Origin of the sequence: Bradyrhizobium sp. AZCC 1721, from assembly GCF_036924715.1 — a bacterium.
Taxonomy (GTDB): Bacteria; Pseudomonadota; Alphaproteobacteria; order Rhizobiales; family Xanthobacteraceae; genus Bradyrhizobium.
Map to the genome: position 1 here is coordinate 6,856,474 of NZ_JAZHSB010000001.1, position 24,912 is coordinate 6,881,385.

Annotated in this window: 19 protein-coding genes and 1 pseudogene; 7 read left to right on the top strand and 13 right to left on the bottom strand. The window is 63.2% G+C overall.

Annotated elements, in window-relative coordinates:
• Positions 1–5: 5 nt before the first annotated feature.
• The 8 genes and pseudogenes from V1273_RS32715 to V1273_RS32750 all read right to left on the bottom strand — a co-directional run bounded on the left by V1273_RS32715 (position 6) and on the right by V1273_RS32750 (position 8,338).
• The gene (locus V1273_RS32715) at positions 6–1,622 is read right to left on the bottom strand and encodes an acyl-CoA carboxylase subunit beta (RefSeq protein ID WP_334379899.1); all 1,617 of its coding nucleotides are present in this window, start codon (positions 1,620–1,622) and stop codon (positions 6–8) included.
• Between the two features lie 114 nt (positions 1,623–1,736).
• A complete protein-coding gene (locus V1273_RS32720) occupies positions 1,737–2,603 on the bottom strand; it encodes a 3-keto-5-aminohexanoate cleavage protein (protein WP_334379898.1) in 867 nt (288 codons plus the stop codon).
• A 63-nt stretch (positions 2,604–2,666) separates the two neighbouring features.
• Positions 2,667–3,488 (bottom strand): AraC family transcriptional regulator, encoded by an 822-nt coding sequence (locus tag V1273_RS32725; protein ID WP_334379897.1) that lies wholly within the window; start codon positions 3,486–3,488, stop codon positions 2,667–2,669.
• 113 nt (positions 3,489–3,601) lie between these two features.
• Complete coding sequence (locus tag V1273_RS32730) at positions 3,602–4,258, bottom strand: glutathione S-transferase family protein (protein ID WP_334379896.1); 657 nt, start codon at positions 4,256–4,258, stop codon at positions 3,602–3,604.
• A gap of 87 nt (positions 4,259–4,345) precedes the next feature.
• Positions 4,346–5,563, bottom strand: a complete 1,218-nt coding sequence (locus tag V1273_RS32735; protein WP_334411992.1) for an ABC transporter substrate-binding protein — start codon at positions 5,561–5,563, stop codon at positions 4,346–4,348.
• A gap of 181 nt (positions 5,564–5,744) precedes the next feature.
• Positions 5,745–5,900, bottom strand: a pseudogene (locus V1273_RS32740) (acyl-CoA dehydrogenase family protein); the annotation flags it as partial.
• Between the two features lie 16 nt (positions 5,901–5,916).
• On the bottom strand, positions 5,917–7,077 hold the full coding sequence (locus tag V1273_RS32745) for an acyl-CoA dehydrogenase family protein (RefSeq protein ID WP_334411993.1): 1,161 nt from the start codon (positions 7,075–7,077) through the stop codon (positions 5,917–5,919).
• Between the two features lie 106 nt (positions 7,078–7,183).
• Positions 7,184–8,338 (bottom strand): acyl-CoA dehydrogenase family protein, encoded by a 1,155-nt coding sequence (locus V1273_RS32750; RefSeq protein WP_334365467.1) that lies wholly within the window; start codon positions 8,336–8,338, stop codon positions 7,184–7,186.
• Positions 8,339–8,530: 192 nt separating this feature from the next.
• Here V1273_RS32750 and V1273_RS32755 point away from each other — a divergent pair, with 192 nt between their 5' ends.
• The gene (locus V1273_RS32755; RefSeq protein ID WP_334411994.1) at positions 8,531–10,078 is read left to right on the top strand and encodes an acyl-CoA synthetase; all 1,548 of its coding nucleotides are present in this window, start codon (positions 8,531–8,533) and stop codon (positions 10,076–10,078) included.
• Here the strand turns inward: V1273_RS32755 and V1273_RS32760 are convergent, their stop codons facing one another.
• Positions 10,079–10,843 carry a helix-turn-helix domain-containing protein gene (locus tag V1273_RS32760; protein ID WP_334412308.1) on the bottom strand — a complete coding sequence of 255 codons (765 nt, stop codon included), beginning with the start codon at positions 10,841–10,843 and terminating at the stop codon, positions 10,079–10,081.
• Between the two features lie 236 nt (positions 10,844–11,079).
• On the opposite strand from V1273_RS32760, the gene V1273_RS32765 reads away from it, so the two are divergent.
• The 3 genes from V1273_RS32765 (at position 11,080) to V1273_RS32775 (ending at position 16,548) form a co-directional block, all read left to right on the top strand.
• Positions 11,080–13,350 carry a marine proteobacterial sortase target protein gene (locus tag V1273_RS32765; protein ID WP_334411995.1) on the top strand — a complete coding sequence of 757 codons (2,271 nt, stop codon included), beginning with the start codon at positions 11,080–11,082 and terminating at the stop codon, positions 13,348–13,350.
• Between the two features lie 234 nt (positions 13,351–13,584).
• A complete protein-coding gene (locus V1273_RS32770) occupies positions 13,585–14,160 on the top strand; it encodes a class GN sortase (RefSeq protein WP_334411996.1) in 576 nt (191 codons plus the stop codon).
• Positions 14,161–14,325: 165 nt separating this feature from the next.
• Positions 14,326–16,548, top strand: a complete 2,223-nt coding sequence (locus V1273_RS32775) for an acetate--CoA ligase family protein (protein ID WP_334411997.1) — start codon at positions 14,326–14,328, stop codon at positions 16,546–16,548.
• 298 nt (positions 16,549–16,846) lie between these two features.
• Here the strand turns inward: V1273_RS32775 and V1273_RS32780 are convergent, their stop codons facing one another.
• Positions 16,847–17,608: a S1 family peptidase gene (locus V1273_RS32780; RefSeq protein ID WP_334412309.1), complete on the bottom strand. Its 762-nt coding sequence runs from the start codon at positions 17,606–17,608 to the stop codon at positions 16,847–16,849.
• Between the two features lie 108 nt (positions 17,609–17,716).
• On the opposite strand from V1273_RS32780, the gene V1273_RS32785 reads away from it, so the two are divergent.
• From V1273_RS32785 to V1273_RS32795, 3 genes are all read left to right on the top strand, one after another.
• Positions 17,717–18,352, top strand: a complete 636-nt coding sequence (locus V1273_RS32785) for an HAD-IA family hydrolase (RefSeq protein WP_334411998.1) — start codon at positions 17,717–17,719, stop codon at positions 18,350–18,352.
• 107 nt (positions 18,353–18,459) lie between these two features.
• Positions 18,460–19,407: an AAA family ATPase gene (locus V1273_RS32790; protein ID WP_334411999.1), complete on the top strand. Its 948-nt coding sequence runs from the start codon at positions 18,460–18,462 to the stop codon at positions 19,405–19,407.
• A gap of 7 nt (positions 19,408–19,414) precedes the next feature.
• Positions 19,415–20,791, top strand: coding sequence for a vWA domain-containing protein (locus V1273_RS32795; RefSeq protein ID WP_334412000.1), 1,377 nt, complete (start codon positions 19,415–19,417; stop codon positions 20,789–20,791).
• A 6-nt stretch (positions 20,792–20,797) separates the two neighbouring features.
• Here V1273_RS32795 and V1273_RS32800 read toward each other — a convergent pair whose 3' ends face one another.
• The 3 genes from V1273_RS32800 to V1273_RS32810 are packed head-to-tail and all read right to left on the bottom strand — an operon-like array spanning position 20,798 to position 24,869.
• Positions 20,798–23,026, bottom strand: coding sequence for a xanthine dehydrogenase family protein molybdopterin-binding subunit (locus tag V1273_RS32800; RefSeq protein ID WP_334412001.1), 2,229 nt, complete (start codon positions 23,024–23,026; stop codon positions 20,798–20,800).
• Positions 23,023–23,520, bottom strand: coding sequence for a (2Fe-2S)-binding protein (locus V1273_RS32805; protein ID WP_334379886.1), 498 nt, complete (start codon positions 23,518–23,520; stop codon positions 23,023–23,025). Before V1273_RS32805 ends, V1273_RS32800 begins: the two co-directional genes overlap by 4 nt.
• The gene (locus V1273_RS32810; RefSeq protein WP_334379885.1) at positions 23,517–24,869 is read right to left on the bottom strand and encodes a cytochrome c; all 1,353 of its coding nucleotides are present in this window, start codon (positions 24,867–24,869) and stop codon (positions 23,517–23,519) included. Before V1273_RS32810 ends, V1273_RS32805 begins: the two co-directional genes overlap by 4 nt.
• Between the last annotated feature and the right edge of the window lie 43 nt (positions 24,870–24,912).

A 24,912-nucleotide genomic window follows, 5' to 3' on the forward strand; every position in this document is an offset into this window, starting at 1 on the left:
TCCGCTCATGGCCGGGCGACCGAGAATTGCATGCGCTGCGGCGTGCGGGCCTCGGCCTCGCGGCAGATCGCCAGCACTTCGGCAAGCACGCTGCGGGTATCGCGGGGATCGATCACGCCGTCGTCGAGCACCCGCGCGCTGGTCGAGAACACGTCCATCTGGCCGTCGAACACGCCCGTGATCTGCGCCTTCATCGCTTCCAGCTTTTCCTTCTCGATCGGCTTGCCCCGCCGCGCCGCCGCAGCCTCTGTCACGATCGCCATGGTTTCGGCGGCCTGCTCGCCGCCCATCACCGCGGTCTTGGCATTGGGCCAGGAGAAGCAGAAGCGCGGGTGGAAGCCGCGCCCGCACATTCCGTAGTTGCCGGCCCCGAACGACGCGCCGCAATAGATCGTGATCTGCGGCACGGTCGCCGACGTCACCGCCTGGATCATTTTGGATCCGTGCTTGATCATGCCGGCTTCCTCATAGGCACGGCCTACCATGTAGCCGGTGGTGTTGTTCATGTAGAGCAGCGGCGTGCGCGACTGGCAGCAGGCTTGGATGAAATGTGTCGCCTTGTTGGCACCGGGCACGTCGAGCGGGCCGTTGTTGGTGATGATCCCGACCGCCTGTCCTTCGATGCGGGCGTGGCCACAGACCGTCGCCGGGCCGTAATTCGCGCCGAACTCGGTGAAATCGGAATCGTCGACGAAGCGCGCGATAGCCTGGCGCATATCGACGGGACGCTTGTGGTCCATCGGCATGATGCCGAGCAGTTCCTCAGCGTCATAGCGTGGCGGCTTGAAGGACAGCGCCGAAGCCCTCGGCCGATCCCATTCCAGACTGGCCATGATATCGCGCGCGATGCGCAGCGCGTCGCGATCGTCCTCGGCGAGATAGTCGCCAAGACCCGAAATGGAGGTGTGCATCTCGGCGCCACCGAGTTCCTCCTCGGTTGCGATCTCACCCGTCGCCGCCTTCAAGAGCGGCGGTCCGGCCAGGAATGCGCGGGTGCGGCCGCGGACCATGACGATGTAATCGGAGAGCCCGGTCTGGTAGGCGCCGCCCGCCGTTGACGATCCATGCGTCACCGTGACAACGGGCAGCCCCGCGGCCGACAGCCGCGCGAGATTTCGAAAGATGTTGCCGCCGCGGATGAAATCCTCGACGCGGTAGCGCAGCAGATTGGCGCCGGCGCTTTCGACCAGTTGCACGTAAGGCAGCTTGTTTTCCAGCGCCAGTTCCTGCACCCGCAGCGTCTTGTCGAGGCCAAACGGCTGCAGCGCGCCGGCATCGATGCCGGAATCATTGGCGCTGACCATGCAGCGGATGCCGGAGACGAAGCCGATACCCGCGATCACGCCGCCGCCGGGAACGCTCTTCTCCGCGTCCGGCACGTCGAACATGTAGCCGGCGAGCGTCGATAGTTCGATGAACGACGAGCCGGGATCGAGCACCAGCGCCACGCGCTCGCGCGGCAGCAATTGCCCGCGCTTGTGGAAGCGATCTTTGGCTTGGGCCGATGCTGCGCGCGTGCGATCTTCCAGCGAGCGCATGCGCGCGATCAGCGCCAGCATGCCGTCGCGATTGGCCCTGTAGGCGGCACCGGAGGGGGAGATGGTGGATTCGAGGATAGCCATAAACTAACTCACTCCGTCATTCCGGGATGGTCCGAAGGACCAGACCCGGAATCTCGAGATTCTCAGGGGGCGCAAGGGCGCCCTATAGTTCGCTTCGCGCCCCGGAATGACAGCTCAATGCCTTGTCCCAAATATCTGCCGCGCTTCAGCCGGGCTCGCGATCTCACGGCCCGCACGCCGTGCGCAGGCGGCGATGGCTTCGATCAACTGCCCGTTCGAGGTCACCTTGGTGCCATCGGCAAGATAAAAGGTATCCTCCAGCCCAGTGCGCAGATGTCCACCAAGATCGGCGCAGCGCTGGTGCAGCGGCCAGATTTCGGCACGGCCGATCGCAGTGACCTGCCAATGCGCTTGCGGCAATTTCAGCTTCAAGAGGATCGGCAGCAACTCCAGATCCGCCGGCATGCCTGACGCCACGCCCATCACGAAATTATATTCGAGCGGTCCGGAATACATGCCGGTCTGCACGTACATGCCGACACAGCGCACGATGCCGACGTCGAAACATTCGAACTCGGGAATCGTGCCCGCTTCCTTCATGGCGTCGAGATAGTCCTGCACCTTCTCGACCGCATTATCGAACATCATCGGCGGCCAGGCCCAGGTGTTGTCGGACTTCACCTTGAGATAGTTCAGCGAGCCGGCATTACACGCGGCAATCTCGGGCCTGGTTTCGCGCACGCAGTCGAGCGCTCCCTGATATTTCGGACCCGACGTGCCTGTCGTGTGATTGATGATGACGCCGGGGCAGGCTTCACGGATGGCTTGCTGGATCTCTTTGGAGACGTTGACGTCCCAGGACGGCAGATGCCCCTTGTTCGGCTCCTGCTGGCGCAGATGGATGTGCATGATGCTGGCGCCGGCGTTGACGGCGGCCCTGGCCTCACGCGCCATCTGCTCCGGCGTCACCGGCACGTTGTGCTGCTTTGGATCGGTCAACACGCCGTTCAGCGCGCAGGTAATGACGGCCTTGTCGCCCATGGATCAACCTTCGGAACGGGACGCGAGAGATCGCGAACATCCGGCGCGATCATGCGTGCCGCATCAGCCGGCTTCTTGCGTCAACCCGCTATTGTCGGCGCCGGCACGGCCGTGGCTATAGATCGCGAGATCGCGCGAGCCTGAAAAGATTGCGCGCGGCTTCAGCCCGTAGAAGCGGCGGATCGAGTGGCTGAAATGCGTCGAATCGGGATAGCCGATATCCTGCGCGAGATGCGCAAGGTTGATGTCCTGGTTGGCGAAATGCAGCAAATGCCGCGCGCGCTTCCAGGCGCGGAACGAGCGGAAGGATATCCCGGTCTGCTCTTTGAAGAGATGCAGGAACCGCGACGGCGATAATCCGGCCTCCGCAGCGCAGCTTGCCGCCGTCACCGGCTCGCCGGAGAATTTTCCGATCTGCACGATCGCGCGCGCCACGCGAGAATCGAGCTCACGTTGCGGCAAGACTTCGCCAAGGCACAGGCGATCGAATTCGGCACTGGAAAACTCACAGCCGGCGTGATGCTCGCGCAGTTCACGATAGGCGGCGCGAATGCGGCTGGCGAATGCCGCGCCCTCAGGCCCCGCGAGGCGCGTCGCGAGATCGTCGAGCACACCGGGACGAACGCTCTCCGGTTCGATGACGACGCTGAGCACCGAGCGATGATCGCTGGCGATGGTGTGCCTGACGTTCGGCAACAGAGCGACCATGTCGCCATGGGTTTCGCGGCCATCGGCCGTGGTGAGCCAGAGACCGCCCTCGATCGCAACATAGATGTTGAAGGCGCCCGAGCAGCGTTGCCGGGGCCGACCGAGCAGACCGGCGTAGAACACGCGTTCCGGGGTGATCAGCATCAGATGGCCGGATTTGTGGCCGGTACCGTCCATGGCTCGTCCTCCTCGCGCGGCTCTTTGGCCGCTGCGATGGGTCAACCATAGCGGAAATTCGTGGGCTGTCACCGATCGGCAAAGGTTAATTCGCGGCCCGAATTGGCTCCATTTCAAGCCCGTACCCGCGGCGCCACGTTCTGCTCGACGCCGGCCTTGCGTTCCGCCGCAACCGCGCGCTGGTAACCCTCGCGCTCCTGCAACCGGGCCCAATAGGCCCTGACATTCGGCCCGAAATCCTGGTCCAGGCCGATATTGCCGGCCAGCCGCAGCGCATAGCCGTTAACGATATCGGCCGCGGTGAAGCGGCCGGCGCACAGGTTTTCGGCATTGGCGGTCGCTGCCTCGACCGCGCGCAGCCGGCCCAGGAACCATTTCGCGTAATCGCCGGCAACTTGCGGGTTCCGCCGTTCCTCCGGCTCGAGCTGGCTGTATCTCAGCACCAGCGTTTGCGGAAAGGTCAGCGTGGCGTCGCTGAAATACATCCAATTCAGGAAGGCGCCATAGGCCGGATCATCCTGCCCTACCACCAGCGGCGTCGGTCCGTATTTGGTGCCGAGATAGTAGCAGATGCCGGAGGACTCCGTCATTTTGGTCTCGCCGTCGATCATGAACGGAATAGTGCCGAGCGGGTTGATCGCGAGATATTCCTTGGCGAGCACGCGCGGCGGGAACGGCAGCATCTTCAACTCGTAGGGCAAGCCCATCTCTTCCAGCATCCAGAGCGGGCGGAACGAGCGCGCGCCGTCGCAGTGATAGAGCGTGATCATCAGGCGTTCCCTCTTTTCTTGATTGGCAGTCTGGAACGCCGGCAGGCCGTCCGCAACGACATCCTTATACGTCCGGCGCGTGCCGCATCAGAGATCTGCCCCCTCGATGATATTGCCGAACCGGACATAACCTTTTCCGTCCCAGCGCTGCAACTGCATCTGACGCAACGGATGGTGGTTGGTAGGGCTGGTGTTGACACGCACGCCCGGCAACAGGGTCGGGACCTCGACGTTCCTGAGGTTGTTCGCCTCGCGCATGATGCTGTCGCGGCTGAAATTCCCCTTGCACTGCTCCAGCAATACGCGCAGCACTGATGTGACCGTATACCCGTACGCGTTGAGGAACTCCTTCGGATTCCCTTCGCTGTAATACTTCGCCATGAACTTCAAGTAGTCCTTGGTCGCGGGATCTTCCGCCCACGCCGGATCGGACGGATCCTTGATATACACCGAGGTGATGACGCCGACCGCGCGCTCGGGCCCGACCGGCATGATGGTCGAGGCCACCGAGGCGGCGCCGCTGGTGACGAAATGCATCGGTTTCCAGTCGAGTTCGAAGACCTTCCGGATCGACTGCGCCGCAAACTTCGCCGTGACGCCCGAGATCAGAACATCGGCGTTGCTGGCGCGCAGTGCGACGACTTGGGAATCGATCGTCGGATCGGTGACTTCGTAGGACACTGCCTTCACCATGGAATCGTAGCGCGGCCCCAGCACGTCGCGCAGGCCGTTGACGAAATCCTTGCCGAGGTCGTCGTTCTGGTAGAGCAAGGCAAACTTCGCATCGGGCTTCTGGCTCAGCGCGTATTTAGCAAAGATCTGCGCTTCGGTTCGTGAACTCGGCGCAAAACCCATGGTCCAGGGATAGTTCCGGTAATCGCCCCATTTGTCGCCGTTCACCGACAGGAACAGATGCGGCACCTTCTTCGAGTTGACGTACTTGACCACGGCGGAGTTCGGCGCCGTGCCAAGCATCGAAAACAGAAAGGCGACATCGTCGCTTTCGATCAGCTTTCTGGTTTGTTCGACGGTTTTCGCCGGATTGAATGCATCGTCATAGTAGATGAAGTTGATCTTGCGGCCGGCGATGTCGCCCTGATCGTTTATCATGCGGAAATAAGCGTCCGAGCATTTCGCGATCGTTCCCAACGCCGACACCGGACCACTCAGCGAAGTGGTGCAACCGATCTTGATCTCGGTCGCGGTAACGCCGGGAGTGTCTTCGGCACGAGAGGGGCCCGCAAGCGCCACAACACCTGCCGCCGCCGAACCAGCAAGTAGCGTACGACGGTTGAGCGAGGTCATGCCTTCCTCCCAGACTATGTTGCATCTCGGCTGCTTTGCGCAGGCGTTGGATAAAATGTAGGAGGACCACGTTCCGGGTCTTGCGTCTAAGCGCTGGTTGCCCTGTCGCAGCTTGGGCGCGCGGATTACTGAAGCGCTATGGCACACCCGAACGCAGGCGCAGCGCGAACAGACATCCGTCTTAAGCGTTGCTGTGTTTCCGCAGTTCAAGGCGGGCAATCTGATTGCGGTGGACTTCGTCCAGGCCATCAGCCAGCCGAAGCAGACGCGCGGTGGCGTAGGCCGCGGCCAAGCCGAAGTCATTGCTGGTGCCACCACCGCCGTGTGCCTGAATGGCCAATCGCGTTTCGCCGCTATTTCTGTTTCATGCCGGGCAGCGTGCCCATCATCTTGCATAGCACCGTCAGCATCACCTCGTCGGCGCCGCCGCCGATCGAGGTCAGGCGGCTGTCGCGATAGGCCCGGCTGACCGGCGTCTCGTTCATAAAGCCCATGCCGCCCCAGAATTGCAGGCAGGCATCGGTGAGTTCGCGCCCCAAGCGCCCGGCCTTCAGCTTGGCCATGGTAGCAAGCCGCGTCACGTCCTCGCCCGCGATCAACGCCTCAGCGGCGCGGTAGACCAGCGCGCGCAACAGCTCGACCTCGGTCTGCATCTCCGCCAGCTTGAAATGGACGGTCTGGTTGTCGAGGATCGACTTTCCGAACGCCTTGCGGTTGCGAGTGTACTCGATCGTCTCTGATATGATCAATTCATGCGCCTTCAGGCAGGCCGCCGCGCCCCACAGCCGTTCCTCCTGGAACTGCACCATCTGGTAGGTAAAGCCCTTGCCTTCCTCGCCGATCCGGTTGCGCTTGGGCACCCGGACGTTGTCGAAGAAGATCTGCGCGGTGTCAGATGAGCGCATGCCCATCTTGTCGAGCTTGCGCGCGACCTGCACGCCCTTGGTCTTCATCGGCACGCAGATCAGCGACTTATTGCGATGGACCTGGCCGTCGCTGGTATTGGCGAGCAGGCAGATCCAGTCGGCCTGCACGCCGTTGGTGATCCACATCTTGCCGCCGTTGATGACGTAATCGTCGCCGTCGGAGCGCGCCTGCGTCTTGATCGAGGCGACGTCGGAACCGGCGCCCGGCTCCGAGACGCCGACGCAGGCCACCGCATCACCGGCAATCGCCGGCGCGAGAAATTCACGGCGCACCTCATCAGAACCGAACCGCGCCAGCGCCGGCGTCGCCATGTCGGTCTGCACCCCGATCGCCATCGGCACGCCGCCGCATTTGATGGCACCAAGCTCTTCCGCCATCATCAGCGCGTAGGAATAATCGAGTCCTTGGCCGCCGTATTCGACCGGCTTGTTGAGGCCGAGAAAGCCGAGGTCGCCAAGCTTCTTGAACAATTCATGCGCCGGGAAGATGTCGTTCTTCTCCCATTCGTCAACAAAGGGATTGATCTCGGCGGCGATGAATTTTTGCAAGATACGGCGGGGTTCGTCGTGGTCGGCGATGAAGAGCATGTTTTAATCTATCCTTCGTCATTCCGGGGCAGCCCAAAGGGCTGAACCCGGAATCCATTACGCGACAGTACTTGCGGCCCAATGGATTCCGGGCTGAGCGAAATTGTCACAGCCCCATTTGCCGCGAGGCGAGATCCTTCATGATCTCCTCGGTGCCGCCGCCGATGGCGTTGACCTTGACCTCGCGATAGATGCGCTCGACCTTGACGCCGCGCATGAAGCCGGCGCCGCCGAAAATCTGGACAGCCTCGGAGGCACAGAACGCCATGGTTTGGGTCGCCTGGTTCTTCATCATGCAGATTTCGGCGACCGGGCTCTCGCCCTGCCCGAGCCGCCACGCCAACATTTCCAGCATCGCCTGCGAGGCCGTGACCTTCTGCGCCATGTCGACGATCTTGTGACGGATCACCTGGTGCTGCGCAATCGGCTTGCCGAAGGTCTTGCGCTGCTTGGCATAGGCCATCGCCTCCTCGACGCAGACACCGGCATAGGCCGTGCAGCTCGCCGCCATGCCCATGCGCTCGCTGTTGAAATTCTGCATGATGAGCTTGAAACCCTGCCCCTCCTCGCCGATCAGGTTCTCGGCCGGAACGCGGCACTCGTCGAAATGCAGGGTTGCGGTATCCGACGCCCACCAGCCCATCTTCTTCAGTTTCGTCCGCGACAGGCCCGGCGTATCGCCTTCAATCAGCAGCAGGCTGACGCCGCCCGGTCCCTCGCCGCCGGTGCGCACCGCAACCGTCAGGTAGTCGGCCCGCATGCCCGACGTGATAAAGGTCTTCTCCCCGCTGACGACATAATGGTCGCCATCGCGCCGCGCCTTGGTGCACAGATTGGCGACGTCGGAGCCGCCGCTCGGCTCGGTGATCGCGAGCGCCGAAATCTTCTCGCCCGACAGCACCTGCGGCAACACCCTCGCCTTGACCTCGGGCCGCGCGGCGCGCGCAATCGGCGGCGAGCCGATGGTGTGGCTCATCAGGCTGGAGCTGACCCCGCCCGCACCGGCGCGCGCCAGTTCCTGCGACGCCACGATCTTCATGAACTGGTCGGCGGCCACACCGCCATACTCTTCTGGAAAGCCGAGCCCGAGCAGCCCGATATCGGACGCCTTGCGATAGAGCTCGCGCGGAAATTCGCCGGCTTCGTCCCATTCATGGGCATAGGGCTCGATCTCCCGCGCCACGAAGCGGCGCATCACGTCGCGGAACGCTTCGTGATCCGCCGTGTAGAACGGGCTTTGCACCCTTGTGCGCTCCAGCATGGCTTTCCTCCGCAAGGATTACGATGCCCCGATTTGGCCCGCGCAAACTTGCGTTGAGCGGCTGCGGCCTACTTGGCGATGCGGCCAGCCACACAACGCAAGACATTACACCGATATGCCGGCTTCATCAGATAAAACGAGATAAGATCGCCGGTATCGAGCGGCGCAAGACCGTTCCACCCTGGAGGAAGTATGCCCTCGGTTCGCTATTACGACTGGATCGCCCATTTCGGCCGCCGCACGCCGGGCAAGATCGCAGCCATCGACCTCGCGAGTGACCGCCGCCTCTCCTACGCAGAGTTCGACGGCCGCATTTCGCGTCTTGCCACGCATCTGCGCGATGCGCTCGGCGTCAAGCGTGGCGACCGCGTCGCCGTGCTGGCACTGAACACCACCGATACGCTCGAAGTGCAGTTCGCCTGCGGCCGGTTAGGCGCGGTCTTCCTGCCCTTGAATACGCGGCTTACGGTTCCCGAATTGCAGTTCATTGTCGGCGATTCTTCGCCGAAGGTGATGGTCCATGACACGGATCTCGCGGAAGTCGCGCTGACCGTCGCGAAGCTCTGCAACGTTTCATCCGCGCTGCTGCTTGGCCCCGGCGGCTCTTATGAAGCGGCGATCGCGGCATCCAAACCGCTCGACCGGTTCGAAAGCGTCACGCACGACGACATCTCGACCATCATGTACACCTCGGGCACGACGGGCCAGCCCAAGGGCGCGATCATCACCCATGGCATGACCTTTTGGAACTGCGTCAATCTCGGCGGCCCTGCCTATGTCTCGCCGTCGACGGTTCTGCTCACGGTGCTGCCGCTGTTCCATACCGGTGGACTCAATTGCTACACCAATCCCGTGCTGCATGCCGGCGGCACCGTGCTAATCATGCGCGCGTTCGATCCCGGCCAGGCGCTGCAACTGATCAGCGACCCATCCTACGGCATTACGCAATTCTTCGGCGTGCCGGCGATCTACCAGTTCATGGCGCAGCATCCTTCGTTCGCGACCGCCGATTTCAGCCGCCTGGTGATCGGCGGCGTCGGCGGAGCGCCGATGCCGGTTCCGCTCCTGAAAGTATGGGAAGAGCGCGGCGTCGCCCTGCAGCAGGGCTATGGCATGACCGAGACGTCGCCGGCCGTGCTGGCACTCGACCGCGAGGACGCCGCGCGCAAGGCCGGTTCGTCCGGCAAGCCGGTGCTGCATACGGAAGTGCGGATCGTCCGTCCCGACGGGACGGACGCGGATGTCGGCGAGCTCGGCGAGCTCTGGGTCAAGGGGCCGAACGTCACGCCCGGCTACTGGAACCGGCCGGACGCCAACCAGTCGTCCTTCACCGACGGCTGGCTGCACACCGGTGACGCCACGCGCGTCGATGAGGAAGGTTTTTACTACATCGTCGACCGCTGGAAGGACATGTACATTTCCGGCGGCGAAAACGTCTATCCGGCCGAAGTCGAGAGCGTGCTGCATCAGCTTGAAGGCATCGCCGAAGCTGCCGTCATCGGCATTCCCGATGAGCAGTGGGGCGAGGTCGGCATGGCGATCGTGGCGGTCAAGCCGGGCCATACGCTGACGCCTGCCGAAATTCACGCGCACTGCGAGGCCAATCTGGCGCGGTTCAAATGTCCCAGGTTGATCGAGTTCGTCGATGCGCTGCCACGCAATGCGACAGGCAAGATTCACAAGCCGACGCTGCGACAGCAGTTCAACGCGCCGAAGGCCACCGACAAGCTTGCCTCGTAACTACCCTGACAGGAACAGCGCGAAGGATTCATCTGTCGTCCGCCGCAAATGCTGGCGGTACAGCGAATAATTGGGATCGTCGCACGAAACCCTGCCAAAGGTCGGATGAGCTACCATCTTGATCGGCAAATAGGCAATTGGTGCCGCGATTGGCGTCAGCAACGAGCCGCGACCCGCGAGCAGCGTCGTGATGATCCCGTACATCTCGCCCGAAATCGCCAGGTGCGCCACCGTGATCAGGCGATGCTGGCCGTGCCGGTTGGTGACCAGGTAGATGTGGCCGGACTGGTTCGGCACCGCCACTTCGCCGAACTGGGTGAAGGCAGCGTCCTGCCGTTCGCTCTCGTGAAACACCAGGGAAGACGCCGCATCGTCCCAGGTGATCTCGGTGCGGTAGGCGAAGATCGCGTCCTTGTCGCCGAACGAGGGACGCACCGTGACATAGGTTCCCTCGATCCAGGCGACCGCACGGCGCGAGTAGGCACCCAAGCCATCGGGCGCGACCTCGCCGTTGATGGCTGCCACAGGCGCTGCCGCCTCCGGCGTCTTGCGCAGGGAAACGCCGAGCGCCTGCTCGAGCCGGACGGTGGTGGCGAGGGTGAACGGGCGGCGGCCACCCAGCACTTTTTCCAGCGTCGACAGGCTGAGTTTTGCAAGCTCTGCCAGAGACTGCCGGGAGATGCGGCGGCGGGCGATCTCCTCACGAATCGTGTCGGCAATCTGCCGGCTTTGTTCGGCGGAAAGCTGCTTGTCCGGCGCTGGCATCGTCACCCCTGCTTGCCTCCTTTGGGCATGATCTTTTTCCGATAACCGGTGCCCACCTTTCGGGATCATGCTCAGTGTAACAGACGCACAATCCATCACAAACCCGCACAAGGCCGCCTCGACCGTGGCGGGCCGCGCTGGCCGGTGGCGGAACAAGGCCGATCATTCCGCTCGCGCCAAATCGCTGAATTCCACACCCTCTCACGCGGCAAAATCGCCGTGCGGGAGAGAGCGACATGACGACATGCGATGACATCGAGGCCGACAAACGCAACGAACGGCCCAGCCTGGTCAGGCTGGTGCTGTTCTTTGTGATACAAGGCGTTGCCGTAATCCTGGTCGGATTTGCGGCATTATTTTTGAGCTTCGAGCCGGTGTGGTCGGCGGAGCGCCTGCAATCCAATTTCCTCAAGCCCGGCGACGCACGCGCCGGCTCGCTACTCCTCAAGATCGACGAGGGATATGCCGACGCTTCGCGGCTCGGTGTCGACGTCGATCTCACCGTGTCGGGTCCGACCGTTCGTGCCCGCGTCACCCAGATTTTCCGCAACCCTTCGAAAGACTGGGTCGAGGCGGTTTATGTCTACCCGCTGTCGGCCGGAGGCGCGGTCGATTCGCTGAAGATGGTGATCGGCGACCGCGTCGTGGTCGGCGACATCAAGGAGCGACAGCAGGCGAAGGCCATCTACGAACAGGCGAAGCAGAACGGGCAGAAAGCGGCGCTGACCGAACAGGAGCGGCCGAACATCTTCACCAACTCGGTCGCAAATATCGGTCCTGGCGAAACCGTGCTGGTGCAGATCGAGTATCAGGAGCCGATCCAACAATCCGGCGACGTGTTCTCGCTGCGGGTGCCGATGGTGGTGGCCCCACGCTACAATCCCGCGCCCGTCGTGCAAAGCGTCGATTTCAAGCCGGGTGGCGGCTGGGGGGCGATCAAGTCCGATCCCGTTCCGGATCGCGATCGCATTTCACCCGAAGTGCTCGACCCCGCGACCAACGCACCGATCAACCCGACCCGTATCACCGTGCGGCTGCAGGCCGGCTTCCCGCTCGGCGAAATCAAGAGCCACCATCACGCGATCAAAACCGAGAAGCCGGACGCGAATACGAGCGTTCTTCGATTGGCCGAAGGCCCGGTGCCGGCGGATCGCGATTTCGAACTGACCTGGAAGCCCGTGGCCGAGACGGCGCCATCGGTCGGATTGTTCCGCGAGCGCGTCGGCGACAGCGATTACCTGCTCGCCTTCGTCACGCCGCCGTCGGTCGAACAGGCGCAGCAAAAACCTATGCCGCGCGAAGTCATCTTCGTGATCGACAATTCCGGCTCGATGGGCGGCGTCTCGATCATCCAGGCCAAGGCGAGCCTCATCTACGCGCTCGGCCGCCTGCAGCCGAACGACCGCTTCAACGTGATCCGCTTCGACCACACCATGGATCTGCTGTTTCCGTCAGCCGTGCCGGCCGACAGCGAGCATATCGGCCGGGCCACCTCTTTCGTCGGCGCACTGCAAGCCAATGGCGGCACCGAAATGGTGCCCGCGATGCGCGCGGCGCTGTCCGACAAGGCCGGCGATACCAACTACGTCCGGCAGGTCGTGTTTCTGACCGATGGTGCGATCGGCAACGAGCAGCAATTGTTTGAAACCATCAGCGCGCTACGCGGCCGCTCGCGTGTCTTCATGGTCGGCATCGGCTCGGCGCCGAACACCTACCTGATGACGCGCGCCACCGAACTCGGCCGTGGCACCTTCACCCATATCGGCTCGGTCGAGCAGGTTGAAGAGCGCATGCGCGGGCTGTTCGCCAAGCTGGAGAATCCCGCGGTGACCAATCTGGTCGCGAAATTCTCCGACGCCAGTGCCGACATGACGCCGGCCGCGATTCCGGACGTCTACCGCGACGAGCCGCTGGTGCTCGCGGCAAGGCTCGACAAGCTCGCAGGCTCGGTCGAAATCAGGGGCCGCATTGGCGACCGCCCGTGGAGTGTCACCCTGCCGCTGGCAGATGCGGCCGAAGGCAAGGGGCTCTCGAAACTTTGGGCGCGCCGCAAGATCGCGGACGCCGAAGTCGCGCGCACCACGCGTCAGGCGACCCCGGAAGATGCGGATAAGGCGATTCTGGCGCTGGCGCTCGAGCATCAACTCGTCACGCGGCTGACCAGCCTGGTCGCAGTCGACAAGACGCCGAGCCGTCCGCAAGGGGAGCCGCTCAAGGTCTCGGAACTGCCGATCAACCTGCCGGCGGGTTGGGATTTTGAAAAAGTGTTCGGCGAGCGCCCACGCGCCCCCGCAATGCCGATGGAACGGCGCGCGGATACGGACGAGGCGCGGGTCCAGATCGCGGCGCTGAAGCGCGCCCAGCCGGTCGCCACCGCAGCGCCCAGCACGGTTACGCTGCCGAGGACGGCGACCGATGCCGAACTGAAGATGATTGCGGGCGTGATCCTGCTCACGTTCAGCCTGATCGTCTTGGTGTTCAATCGACGTCAGATGTCACTGCGTTGACGTCGGCTGAAAGGAGGAGGGACCCCCGACCTCCTCTTTCCAGAGCGCGCGCGGCTTCCATCCGTCCCCCCAGAGCCGCGCGCGCCGCTTTTTCTCCAACCACCGTCATTGCGAGGAGCAAAGCGACGAAGCAATCCATCTATCCCCGCATGGAGAGGTGGATTGCTTCACGGAGCCTGTCATCGGGCGCGCGTTCGCGCGACCCGTTGGCTCGCAATGACGGGGAGAGTGTCCATGCGATTCGTCCTCCCTCTCCTTCTCGCACTCATCGGCCTGATCCTGTTCGGCCAAGGGGCGTACATCCACGCCAAAGCGCTGCTCGCACAGGTCCTGCTCGAACGCGCCTTCGAGGAAACCGTCGCAACCGGGCGCGAGACAAAGCCGTGGTCGTGGGCCGACACCTGGCCGGTTGCTCGTATCGAGGTAAAGCGGCTCGGTGCCCGCGCTATCGTGCTCGCAGGCAGCAGCGGTCAGGCGCTCGCCTTCGGCCCGGGTCACGTCGAACAGACACCCGACGCCGGCGAACGCGGCGTCGCCGTCTATTCGGCGCATCGCGATACGCATTTCGCTTTCCTGAAAAACGTTGCCCTCGGTGACGAAATCGACGTCACCAGACGTGACGGCCGGACGTTCCGCTATCGGGTGGATACGACCTCGGTCGTGCGCTTCGATGCCTCCGGCATCGATCCGCTCGCAGGCGGGCATGAGCTGGTGCTGTCGACCTGCTGGCCGTTCGACGCGCTGACACAGGGGCCGGAGCGCTATCTTGTGCACGCCACGATGATCGGACCCGTATCAGATACGCACTGAATTCTGTGAGCCGGGAAATCTTGCGCGGCGCGAATGGCGCTCATCGCGCAACGCGTGTTGCCACCCTCGCCAAGGCTCAATAAAAAGGTCCCAATCAAAAGAAAATCACGGCGGGACGATCATTCTCGATCGCCGCGGCCAAGAACAACAGAGGTAGGGATATCCATGGACGCTCAGGCAAGCACCGCATCGCACACGGTCGAAAAATGGTCGCCATCGCCTGACGCCAGCGACATCGTCAAGAGCATCCATGCTATGCTGCACCCGCGCAACATCGTGCTGGTCGGCGCCACCGACAAGCCCGGCAACTATGCCGAGCGCATCTGGAACAATCTGATCAAATACGGTTACGAAGGCGGACTGTTTCCAGTCAACGCCAAGCGCGAAACGATCTGGGGCGTGCCCTGCTACAAGGATTTCGTGAGCCTGCCGGAGAAGCCCGATCACGTGCTGGTTCTGGTGCCGGCGCGCTTCGCTGTGCAGGTGATCCGCGATGCCGCGGCGGCTGGCGCGCGCTCCGCCACCATCGTCACCTCAGGCTTCAGCGAGTTGCAGGACGAGGAGAGCCAGCGGCTGGCGATCGAATTGAAAGAGGCGGTGCGCGAAACCGGCCTTGCGGTCACTGGGCCGAACTGCCTCGGCAATTTGAGCGCGGGCGAAAAACTGTTCACCAACATCGACGACCGTATCGTCACGATGGAGGCTGGACCGGTAGCAATTGTCGGCCAATCCGGCGCGATCGTGATGGCGATCCGGCAGACGCTGGAGGATCGCGGCGTCGGCGTCGGCTATATGGTGACGACCGGCAACGAGACCGGGCTCGAGTCGCCGGACCTGATGACCTATTTCGCGGCCGATCCCTCGATCCGCGTCATCGTCGTCTATCTCGAAGGTGTCCGGAACACGAAAGTGTTCCGCGAAGCCTGCAAGGCCGCGCGGGCTGCCGGCAAGCCGGTCATCGCGCTCAAGCTAGGCGCCTCCGAAGGCGGCCGCGCTGCGGCAATGGCGCATACCGGCGCACTCGCGGGCTCGATCGAAACCTTCGACGCGATCTCGACCCGCGAAGGCGTGATCCGCGTCCGCGGATTGGACGAGCTGATCGAGACCACCGAGTGTTTCGTCCATGCCGATCCGCCCAAGGGCAACCGGCTCGCCGCGGTATCCCTCTCCGGCGGCAAGCGCGGCCTGTTGATCGACGCGTTCTATTCGGCCGGCCTGAACTTCGCGCCGCTGAGCCCGAATGCGACGGCACAATTGACGCAGATGCTCGGGCCCGGCAGCATCGTCGGCAATCCGCTCGATGCCGGCTTTGCCGCCGTGGTCGACCCCTCCGTCTACATCAAGTCGATCAAGATCATGATCGACGATCCCGACACCGACATCGTCATCATCGACGCCGAATTGCCGAAAGCACCGCACGAATTGCGCGAGCGCAATCTGCGCCTCGTCAACGAGATGGCGGGCGCCGCCAATAAGCCCGTGGTCTACATCAGCGCGATGTCGATCGGGTTCACAGAGTTCACCAAGGCCCTGCGCAAGTCGCTTCCGAACGTCGCTGTGATGCAGGGCCTCGACCGTGCGGTCGGGGCAATCAAGTCGCTGATCGAATATGCGTCCTTGCGCAAGGAGGTGCCTGACGTCGTCTCGAGCTCGAAAGCTTCCGCGCGCGCAATGCTGGAGAAGACGCTCAAGGCCGCCAATGGCGCCGCCGCGCTGGACGAGGTCGCGTCGAAGAAACTGCTGAAAGCCTACGGCATCCCGGTTTCGAAGGAAGAGATTGCGCAGACCGCGGCGGAAGCCGTCAAGATCGCCAAGAAGATCGGCTTCCCCGTGGTGGCTAAGGTGGTCAGCGCCGACATCCTGCACAAGTCGGACATCGGCGGCGTGGTGCTGAACCTCAACAGCGCGGCCGAGGTGAAGAAGGCATTCACCGAAATCACCGCGCGGGTGAAGAAGATCAAGAGCAAGCCAAAGCTAGAGGGCATTCTGATCGCGCAGCAGGTCAAGGCCGATCTCGAACTCGTGGTCGGCGCCTCGCTCGACGCCGAGATGGGTCCCGTGGTGCTGTTCGGCACCGGCGGCGTTGATATCGAACTGATGAAGGATGTCGCGCTTGCCGGCGCACCCTTGGATGAGGCCGAAGCAAAACAGTTGATCGCCAAGACCAAGGCCGGCATCAAGATGAAAGGCTATCGCGGCAAGCCGGCGCTGCACGAGCCTTCCGCCGTGAAGGCGCTGGTCGGCCTCTCCAACCTGATGGCGGATGCCGGCAACCGCATCGCCTCGATCGACGTCAATCCGTTTTTGATCAACAACAAGCTCGGCGTGGCTGTGGATGGCCTGATCGTGCTGAACAACGCCGCCGCGAACAAGGCGGCGGGGCATTAGGTGACTGGTTCGGCAGTTTTCGTCGTCCCTGCGAACGCAGGGACCCATAACCACCGGCGCTAATTGTTACGAAGATAACTAGCCCTGTCGTCTTACCGATAGGCCGCGGCGTATGGATCCCTGCGTTCGCAGGGACGACAGAATAGAGGCGAGAACCTCTCAACATGTCGCCCCTGCGAACGCAGGGGCCCATACGCCGCGGCCGGCAGAATGGGCACTCGGGGCGACGGCTGCGTTTCAACAATGTGGGCTGGTGGTTATGGGTCCCTGCGTTCGCACGCAGGGACGACGGAAGTGATTACAACGCCGCGCCCCACTTTTGCATTGTCTGCAAAAGCCAATCCCGATACAGCGTCAGCGGCGTCACCCCAGTCATACCGCCGCAACCTGCGCTGCCGTTAGGCCCGGTCGGCCAGCTCACGACACCAACGATAACGGGACCGCTTGGCTTGTCCTCAAATACGGGCGCGCCGGAATCTCCCGTGCAAGCGCCGAGCCCGTCACGCGTGCCCTGCCCCACCGGATCGACCAGCCTGATCTGCAGCGTTCCCGGCCTGCCGGTCGCGACCAGGCTGGCGAGGCGGATGGTGCCGCCGCTCTTGCCGTCGCCGCGGATGGTTACGCCGATGCCCGCGATCGTAAAGCGGCTGCCGACGTTGATCGGGATATCAGGCAATCCGAGCGCGGCCGTCGTCTTTCCCTTGGGCGACGCCGCCAATTGCAGCAACGCGACATCCGCCGTTGCGCGATGTCCTGATATCGCCTGCATGTTGAAGCCAGGATGAATGGCGATGCTCTTCACGTCGTGCAGCGAGGGTTGCCTGTCCGTACCATATTCGACGATCTTGTATTCTGCGCCGGGCTGCACGCAGTGCGCCGCCGTCAACACCAGCCTTGGCGCAATCAAGGCCCCGGTGCAGAAATTACCGCGCGATCCGACGATGGTGATGATTGAGCGGGCCACACCTTCGGTGGACGGCGCACCACCGCCGACGATGGCATGGGCAGGAACAGGGAGCAGCAGCACCAGGCCGGTAATCATTCGAGGCAGGATCTTCATCGGCGCAGCAATAGCTTGTGCGGCGCGCATCGCCAAGCGCGGCGATCGGGCTGGTTCGGGCGGTCAATCCGTGTTAGCCGCTCCCCGGAGCGCTACTTCAGGCAGGACATGATGATCGAGGCAGTTATCTGGGATTTCGGCGGGGTGCTCACCACCTCGCCATTCGAGGCGTTCACGCGGTTTGAGACCGAGCGCGGGCTGCCGGCCGACATCATCCGGCGCACCAACGCCGCCAATCATTTGGAAAATGCCTGGGCAAAATTCGAGCGCGCTGAGGTCGATATCGAAGCCTTCGACGAATTGTTTGCGGCCGAATCGCTGGCGCTGGGCGCGGCGGTTCGCGGCAAGGACGTGCTGCCGCTACTGTCCGGCGATCTGCGGTCCGAAATGGTCGAGGCATTGAAGCGCGTGAAAGCAAAGTTCAAGACCGGCTGCATCACCAACAACTTGCCCGCCAACGCCATCGGCAGCCACAGCGGGCGCACACTCTATGTCGCCGAAGTGATGGCACTGTTCGACCATGTCATCGAATCCGCGAAAATCGGCCTTCGAAAGCCCGACCCGCGCATCTACCGGATGATGGTTGAAACGCTGAAGGTCGACCCCAAGAACTGCGTCTATCTCGACGACCTCGGCGTCAATCTGAAGCCGGCGCGCGAGATGGGCATGACCACGATCAAGGTGGTCAATGCGGCGCAGGCGATTAATGAACTGGAAGCAGCGACCGGGCTGGCATTGCGCTAGGCGGAAAATAGCGGAACTGCGCGCTCGTTATGACCAAACGGCGCTTGTTCTTTGCCGGGAACGCAGGCAGAACATTCCGAAATCATCGAATTCGGAGTTGAAACCCGGTGGCTGATATCAGGCCTTCGACCTCGATCGAGGCAGTGGAAAGCGGTCTTGCGGCGCAAGGCTATATTGCGAGCCGCCAGATCGCGACCGCGGTCTATCTGGCGCAGCAGATCGAAAAGCCCATTCTGGTCGAAGGTCCGGCCGGCGTCGGCAAGACCGAGCTGGCCAAAGCGATCGCCGCCTGGCGCGGCATGAAGATGATCCGCCTGCAATGCTATGAGGGGCTCGACGAGGCGAAAGCGCTCTACGAGTGGAAATACGCCAAGCAGCTTCTGTACACGCAGATCCTGAAGGACAAGCTCGGCGAAGTGCTCGGCGGCGCGCCGACGCTGGAAGCGGCGCTGAACCAGCTTCACGATTTCGGCGACGTGTTCTTCTCCAAGGAGTTCGTCGAACCGCGGCCGTTGTTGCAGGCGCTGGAGCAGCCCGCGGGCTGCGTCCTGCTGATCGACGAAATCGATAAATCCGACGCCGAATTCGAATCGCTGCTGCTCGAAATCCTCAGCGACTTCCAGGTCACGATTCCGGAACTCGGGACGGTGGTCGCGGTCGCGCCGCCGACCGTGATCCTGACCTCGAACAGCGAGCGCGACCTCGGCGACGCGCTGAAGCGGCGCTGTCTGCATCTGCACATCGGCTTTCCCGAGCAGAAGCTGGAGGAGCGCATTGTCGAAAGCCGGGTGCCAGGAATCTCGCAGGCGCTGCGTAAGCAGATGGTGAGCTTCATCCACGAGGTGCGCACGCTCGATCTGAAGAAGCTGCCGTCGGTCAGCGAAACCATCGACTGGGCGCGCGTGCTGGTGCTGCTGCAGGCGCCCGAGCTTGGCCACGAGATGGTCAAGGATACGCTCAACGTTCTCCTGAAATACGAGGCGGATATCGAGGCCACCATGCCGCAGGTCTCCACCTTCATCGCCAAGGCCTCGCGTCAAAACGTCTTCGGGTGAGGCGCGAATGCGCGAGAACCTGCATCGCTTCTTTCGTGCGGCGCGGGGCGCAGGCGTCAGGCTCTCGCCGGCGGAAAGCATCGACGCAATGCGGGCCATCTCCAAGGTCGGCTTTACCGACCGAGCGATCCTGCGCGACACTTTTCTGCTGACGCTCGCCAAGACGCAGGATGAGAAGAAGGCGCTCGGCGATTGCTTCGACCTGTTCTTCGATCAGCCCGAGCCGCTATCGCCACCCGAAGATGGCAAGCCGAACGAGCAGGATGGGCAGGGCTCCAACGCGGCATCCGATTCACCATGCGAGACAGGCGGCGGGGACGAGCAAGCGGAAGGGCTTGGCGAACTCGCGCAGATGCTGCTGGCGCAGGATCGCAACCAGCTTTCGGCTGCGATTGCCAACGCGGCGAGCGCGGCCTCACTGTCCGACATCCGCTACTTCACGCAGCGCGGCATCTTCTCCGGCCGCATCCTCGACCAGATGGGCATCCAGCGCCTGCGCGACGATCTCGATAACCTCGCCGCGACCAACCCGGCGCTGGCGGAGCGGCTGACCAACGCGCTGGACGGGCTGCGCGGCACGGTGCGCGACACCGTCTCACAGGCGCTGATGCTGTACGGCCGCGAGGAAGCGGAAAACTTGCGCAACGAAATTTTGCGCAATGCGCCGCTATCGCGGATCGAGCCTCGGCAGGTCGAACAGATGCGGCATCTGATCCGCCAGATCGCGCGCCGCCTGCGCGAGCGCTATTCCAAGCCGCGCAAGCGCCAGCGCCGCGGCCATCTCGACGTCCGCCGAACCATCCGCCGCAACGCCGCCTGGGGCGGCGTGCCCTTCCTCACCGCGTGGAAGCGGCGGCATCGCGACAAGCCGAAGATCGTGGCGCTGTGCGACGTTTCGGGCTCCGTGGCGCGGGTTTCGGATTTCTTCCTGCTGCTGATCCATAGCCTGCACGAGGTGGTGGACGACGTCCGCTCGTTCGCGTTCTCCGGACACCTCATCGAAGTCAGCGACATCCTGGAATCCAAATCGCCGGAAGAGGCGATGGCCGAGATCATGTCCAAAGTCGGTTTCGGCTCCTCCGACTACGGCAGTTCGCTTGCTGACTTTGAGGATAAGTGGATGAGCGCGATCACGCCACAGACCACCGTGATCGTGCTCGGCGATGCCCGCAGCAACAATCTCGATCCGCGCGCGGATATCCTTCGTCGAATTGCCGAACGGTCGAAACGGCTGGTCTGGCTCAATCCCGAGGGACGCATGGCCTGGGGCTGGGGCGATTCCGAAATGCCGCGCTATTCGACCTTTTGCACGGTGGTCCGCCAATGCGCTACTGCCAAGCAGCTTGAACGCGCGGTGTCCGATATCGTGGCGAGCTATCAGTAGCCGCCTTCACGCATCGATCGCTTCCTTGATGCGCTTGCGCGTCAGCGGCAAGTGCCGCAGTCGCTTTCCCGTGGCGTTGGCGATGGCGTTGGCAATCGAGGCCGCCGCCGGGCCCTGCCCGGTTTCGCCGCTGCCGAGGAACGGCTGCCCCGGCCGGTCGATGATGTGAACCTCGATGCGTTCGGGCACTGAATTGAAACGCAGGATCGGATAGGTCTGCCAGTCGATGCTGGTGATCCTGGTCTCGTCAAAGGTTACGCTTTCATACAGCGTCCAACTCATGGACTGCACGATTGCGCCTTCGATCTGGTTGGTCAATCCGTCCGGATTGACCACCTGGCCGCTATCGACCGCCGCCGCCGCGCGGACCAGGCGCGGGCGACCGGTTTCGCGGTTCACCTCCACTTCGGAAGCGACGGCGCAATAGGCGGCCAGATTCTTGTATCGCGCAAAGGCAAAGCCGTAACCGCGATCCGGCGGCGGCTTCTGATCAGGTTTCCATCCGAAGGCTTGCGCGGCCTTTTCGATCACGTCGCGGCCGCGCTGATCGTTGAGATGTTTCAATCTGAACTCGACCGGATCGGCGCCGGCGAGAATGGCGAGCTCATCGATAAAGCTCTCGATCGAGAACACATTGTGGTAGGCGCCGAGCGCCCGCATCGCCGAAATCCGCAATGGCATCTCGGAAATGAAGTGATGCACCACACGCGCATTGGGAAAATTGTAGAACGGGATTGCGTTGCGGTCGCCGCCGCCTTCCGGCAGCGGCAACGGCCTCGGAGCCGGCACGGCAAAGGGTTGCGCCATATGCTGCGCCGCCAGCATCGATCCGGCGCCGCCCGGCCGCATCGAATGCGTATTGCTCCAGACATCGAAATTCCAGTCGGTAATCCTGCCATTGCCGTCGAGCGAGGCCTTGAGTTTCGTCACCATCGCCGGGCCGAACGGCTCCCAGGCATGCTCCTGTTCGCGCGTCCAGTGCACGCGAACGGGTCGGCCGGGTAATGCGCGGGCGATCAGCGCGGCGTCGGCCGCGGCATCGTCGGCGCCGTTATGACCATAACAGCCCGAGCCTTCGACATGGATCAGGCGAACGCTGGCCGGCGGCATGCGCAGCATGTCGGCGATGCCCTGGCGATCGGGATAGACGCCTTGCGTATGCGTCCATACCGTCATCGCACCGTCGACGAATTGTGCGACCGCGCAGGACGGACCGATCGATCCATGCGCTTGATATGGCCGCGTGTAAGTCGCCTCGATAGTCTTGTGGGCCGCGACGGCGGCATTGCTGCGCTCGAAGATCGTCGTGTCCTGCGCGGGCAGGCTGGTCAACACGTTGAGCAGATCATCCTGTTTCGGCAGGCGTGCGGTTTCTTTCCATTTGGCGGCAGCGGCAAGCGCGTTCATCGCCTTGATCGACTGGAATTCCTTTTCCGCGACCACGGCCAGGAAATTGCCATCACGCACGACCTTGACGACGCCGGGCAGCTTCTCGACGGCAGCGGTATCGCATTCGGTCAGTTCCGCGCCGTAGCTCGGCGGCCGCACGACGCGGGCATGCAGCATCCCGGGCAGCCGCATGTCCTGAACATAGGCCTCTCCGCCGGTCACTTTTGCGGGGATGTCGACGCGTGGTACCGGCCGGCCGATCACCTTGAATGTCGCGGGGTCCTTCAGTTTGGATGTTGGCTGCGCCTGAACATGTAACATCTCGCCTGCGACGAGCTCACCATACGACAGGCGCTTGCCATCCGGCGCGATCACCGCGCCGTCTGCCGTGCGCAGGCTCTCGGCCGACAGACCAAGTCGCCGCGCCGCTTCCGCGATCAGCAGCGCGCGGACCTGCGCCGCCGCGTTCTGGATCGCGGTGCCGCTGTCCTTCATCGAATTGCTGCCGGCGGTATAGCCTTCGTTCGCGGTCAGGCGCGTGTCAGCCGTCGTCACCTTGAGCGATTCAAAGGCAATATCGAGCTCCTCGGCCGCGATCTGCTGAAACGCCGTCTTGAAGCCCTGGCCGAGTTCGGCCTTTCCGGTAAACACCTCGACGCCATTGGCATCGATGCGGATCCACGCGTCGAGATAGGGCGATGTTTTCAAGCTGCCGGGCGGGCTCGGTGCGGCAGCCGCGGGCGCATCTTGTTGCTGGGCCGAAGCACTGCCGAGCGAGAAGCTGACGATCAGCGCGCCGCCGCCTGCCAGCACGCGACGGCGATCGATAATGAGGGGGGCGTTCATCGGGCGCTCCTGTTGGCTGCCGGTGACGCATCTGCCGTGTCCATCAGCCGCGCCGCCCTATGCACCGCACGCAGAATCCGCATATGGGTGCCACAGCGGCACAGATGCGGTTCGAGCTCAGCGCGAATTTGCTCGTCGGTCGGTTTCGAATTCTTTTGCAGCAAGGCCTGCGCCCGCATCATCATTCCCGGAATGCAATAGCCGCATTGCGCCGCCTGCTCTTCCATGAACGCCCGCTGGATCGGCGCGGGCTCGGCGATCGTGCCGAGCCCCTCCAGCGTCGTTACTTGCTTGCCTTCGAGCAGCACCATCGGCACGACGCAGGACAGCACCGCCTTGCCGTCCACGATTACCGTGCACGAGCCGCATTGTCCCAGTCCGCAACCGTACTTGGCGGCGTTGAGCTTGAGGTCGTCACGCAGCACGTACAGCAGCGGCGTATCCGCCTCCGCGTCGACCTGATGCTCACGGCCGTTGACCTTCAATGTCATCATGGCTTTTCTCGCTGCTGAGGGTCGGCAGGCGCATTGCGCGGCGCGGGCGAGGTCTGGAGAAATACGGTCTGCGTGCGTCGCGCTTCCGCGATGGTTTTCTTGAGGTCGGCCCATGCCGGCTGGTCGCTGAACCGCGCCCGCAAATAGTTGAGCAAGGCCGAAGCTTGATCATCATTCATGCTGGCGGCAAAGCCCGGCATGATCGGGCTGCGCTCGCCTTCCACCGCGTCAATGCCTGACAGCACGATGTTGGCGAGATTACGCGGGTCGGGGCTTGAGATCGCGGTGCTGAGGCCGAGATCGACCCCGCCATAAGGAAGCGGCCTGCCACCCTCGTGGCACGACGCGCAGGCGGCAGTGTAGATCGACGCGCCGACCGGGTTTGTCTGCGAAGCCGCCTTGGCGCGCGCCAAGGCATCCTCGCCTGGTCCCGCGCGGCCAGGCGTCGGTGTACCGGAAACGCCGGCCATATAGACCGCGATGGCGCGGACGTCGCTTGCCGGCACCGAGGACAGGTTGCTGACCACCTTCGCCATCGGCCCGCGCGCGGTGCCGTGATCAGGATGCCAGCCTTCGCGCAAATAGCTGAACAATGCATCGGCGGTCCAGGGCATGGGTGAGCGGGACTGGTCGTTGATCGCATAGGCGTGCCAATCGTCGACATCGCCGCCGGCAAACCGTGCGCTGACGCGCTCCGCGCCCAGCGCATTTCGCGGCGTATGGCAGGCCCCGCAATGGGCGAGCCCTTCGACCAGATAGGCTCCGCGGTTCCACTCGGCGCTCTGCCTGGGATCAGGCCGATAGGTGTCGTGGCGAAGGAAAAGCAACTTCCATCCCGCGATGGCGAGCCGCTGGTTGAACGGGAAAGAGAGCTGGTTTTCGCGTGGCGCTGCGCGAACCGGCTGCCGCGTCATCAAGAAGGCATAGAGCGCCCGGTCGTCCTCATCGCTGACGTTGGTGAAGTGGTCGTATGGGAATGTCGGATAAAGGTGCTGGCCTTCACGGTTGACGCCCGACCGCATCGCGCGGCGGAAGGCCGCTTCCGACCATCGGCCGATTCCCGTCTCCGGATCCGGCGTGATGTTGGTGGAAAAGATCGTGCCGAACGGGGTCGGCACCGGCAGACCGCCGGCAAAGCTCTTAGCGCCACGCGGCGTATGGCAATCGCTGCAATTGCCGATCGCCGCCAGGTCGCGGCCTCGCTTGACGAGGGCGGCATCGAAGGATTGCGGGTCGGGAGGATCGATTGCCGCGATTGCCGGGCGCCACGCAATGGCAAAGGCTGCGACCGCGGCAGCAATCAGCACGGCGGCAACGATGCCCGCGATGATCCGCGTCGATGCCCGCATGCTCTCGCCTCGGGTTTTTGTTGCTTGGGTTGCCTTCTAACAC

What these genes read in the sequence shown, in the direction of transcription:
- V1273_RS32805 (WP_334379886.1), bottom strand. Translation starts at nt 23,520, where the DNA reads ATGATGACATTGAAGGTCAACGGCCGTGAGCATCAGGTCGACGCGGAG.
- V1273_RS32750 (WP_334365467.1), bottom strand. Translation starts at nt 8,338, where the DNA reads ATGCTGGAGCGCACAAGGGTGCAAAGCCCGTTCTACACGGCGGATCAC.
- V1273_RS32730 (WP_334379896.1), bottom strand. Translation starts at nt 4,258, where the DNA reads ATGATCACGCTCTATCACTGCGACGGCGCGCGCTCGTTCCGCCCGCTC.
- V1273_RS32725 (WP_334379897.1), bottom strand. Translation starts at nt 3,488, where the DNA reads ATGGACGGTACCGGCCACAAATCCGGCCATCTGATGCTGATCACCCCG.
- V1273_RS32770 (WP_334411996.1), top strand. Translation starts at nt 13,585, where the DNA reads ATGCGATTCGTCCTCCCTCTCCTTCTCGCACTCATCGGCCTGATCCTG.
- V1273_RS32760 (WP_334412308.1), bottom strand. Translation starts at nt 10,843, where the DNA reads ATGCCAGCGCCGGACAAGCAGCTTTCCGCCGAACAAAGCCGGCAGATT.
- V1273_RS32735 (WP_334411992.1), bottom strand. Translation starts at nt 5,563, where the DNA reads ATGACCTCGCTCAACCGTCGTACGCTACTTGCTGGTTCGGCGGCGGCA.
- V1273_RS32780 (WP_334412309.1), bottom strand. Translation starts at nt 17,608, where the DNA reads ATGAAGATCCTGCCTCGAATGATTACCGGCCTGGTGCTGCTGCTCCCT.
- V1273_RS32775 (WP_334411997.1), top strand. Translation starts at nt 14,326, where the DNA reads ATGGACGCTCAGGCAAGCACCGCATCGCACACGGTCGAAAAATGGTCG.
- V1273_RS32765 (WP_334411995.1), top strand. Translation starts at nt 11,080, where the DNA reads ATGACGACATGCGATGACATCGAGGCCGACAAACGCAACGAACGGCCC.
- V1273_RS32800 (WP_334412001.1), bottom strand. Translation starts at nt 23,026, where the DNA reads ATGAACGCCCCCCTCATTATCGATCGCCGTCGCGTGCTGGCAGGCGGC.
- V1273_RS32720 (WP_334379898.1), bottom strand. Translation starts at nt 2,603, where the DNA reads ATGGGCGACAAGGCCGTCATTACCTGCGCGCTGAACGGCGTGTTGACC.
- V1273_RS32785 (WP_334411998.1), top strand. Translation starts at nt 17,717, where the DNA reads ATGATGATCGAGGCAGTTATCTGGGATTTCGGCGGGGTGCTCACCACC.
- V1273_RS32810 (WP_334379885.1), bottom strand. Translation starts at nt 24,869, where the DNA reads ATGCGGGCATCGACGCGGATCATCGCGGGCATCGTTGCCGCCGTGCTG.
- V1273_RS32745 (WP_334411993.1), bottom strand. Translation starts at nt 7,077, where the DNA reads ATGCTCTTCATCGCCGACCACGACGAACCCCGCCGTATCTTGCAAAAA.
- V1273_RS32755 (WP_334411994.1), top strand. Translation starts at nt 8,531, where the DNA reads ATGCCCTCGGTTCGCTATTACGACTGGATCGCCCATTTCGGCCGCCGC.
- V1273_RS32715 (WP_334379899.1), bottom strand. Translation starts at nt 1,622, where the DNA reads ATGGCTATCCTCGAATCCACCATCTCCCCCTCCGGTGCCGCCTACAGG.
- V1273_RS32795 (WP_334412000.1), top strand. Translation starts at nt 19,415, where the DNA reads ATGCGCGAGAACCTGCATCGCTTCTTTCGTGCGGCGCGGGGCGCAGGC.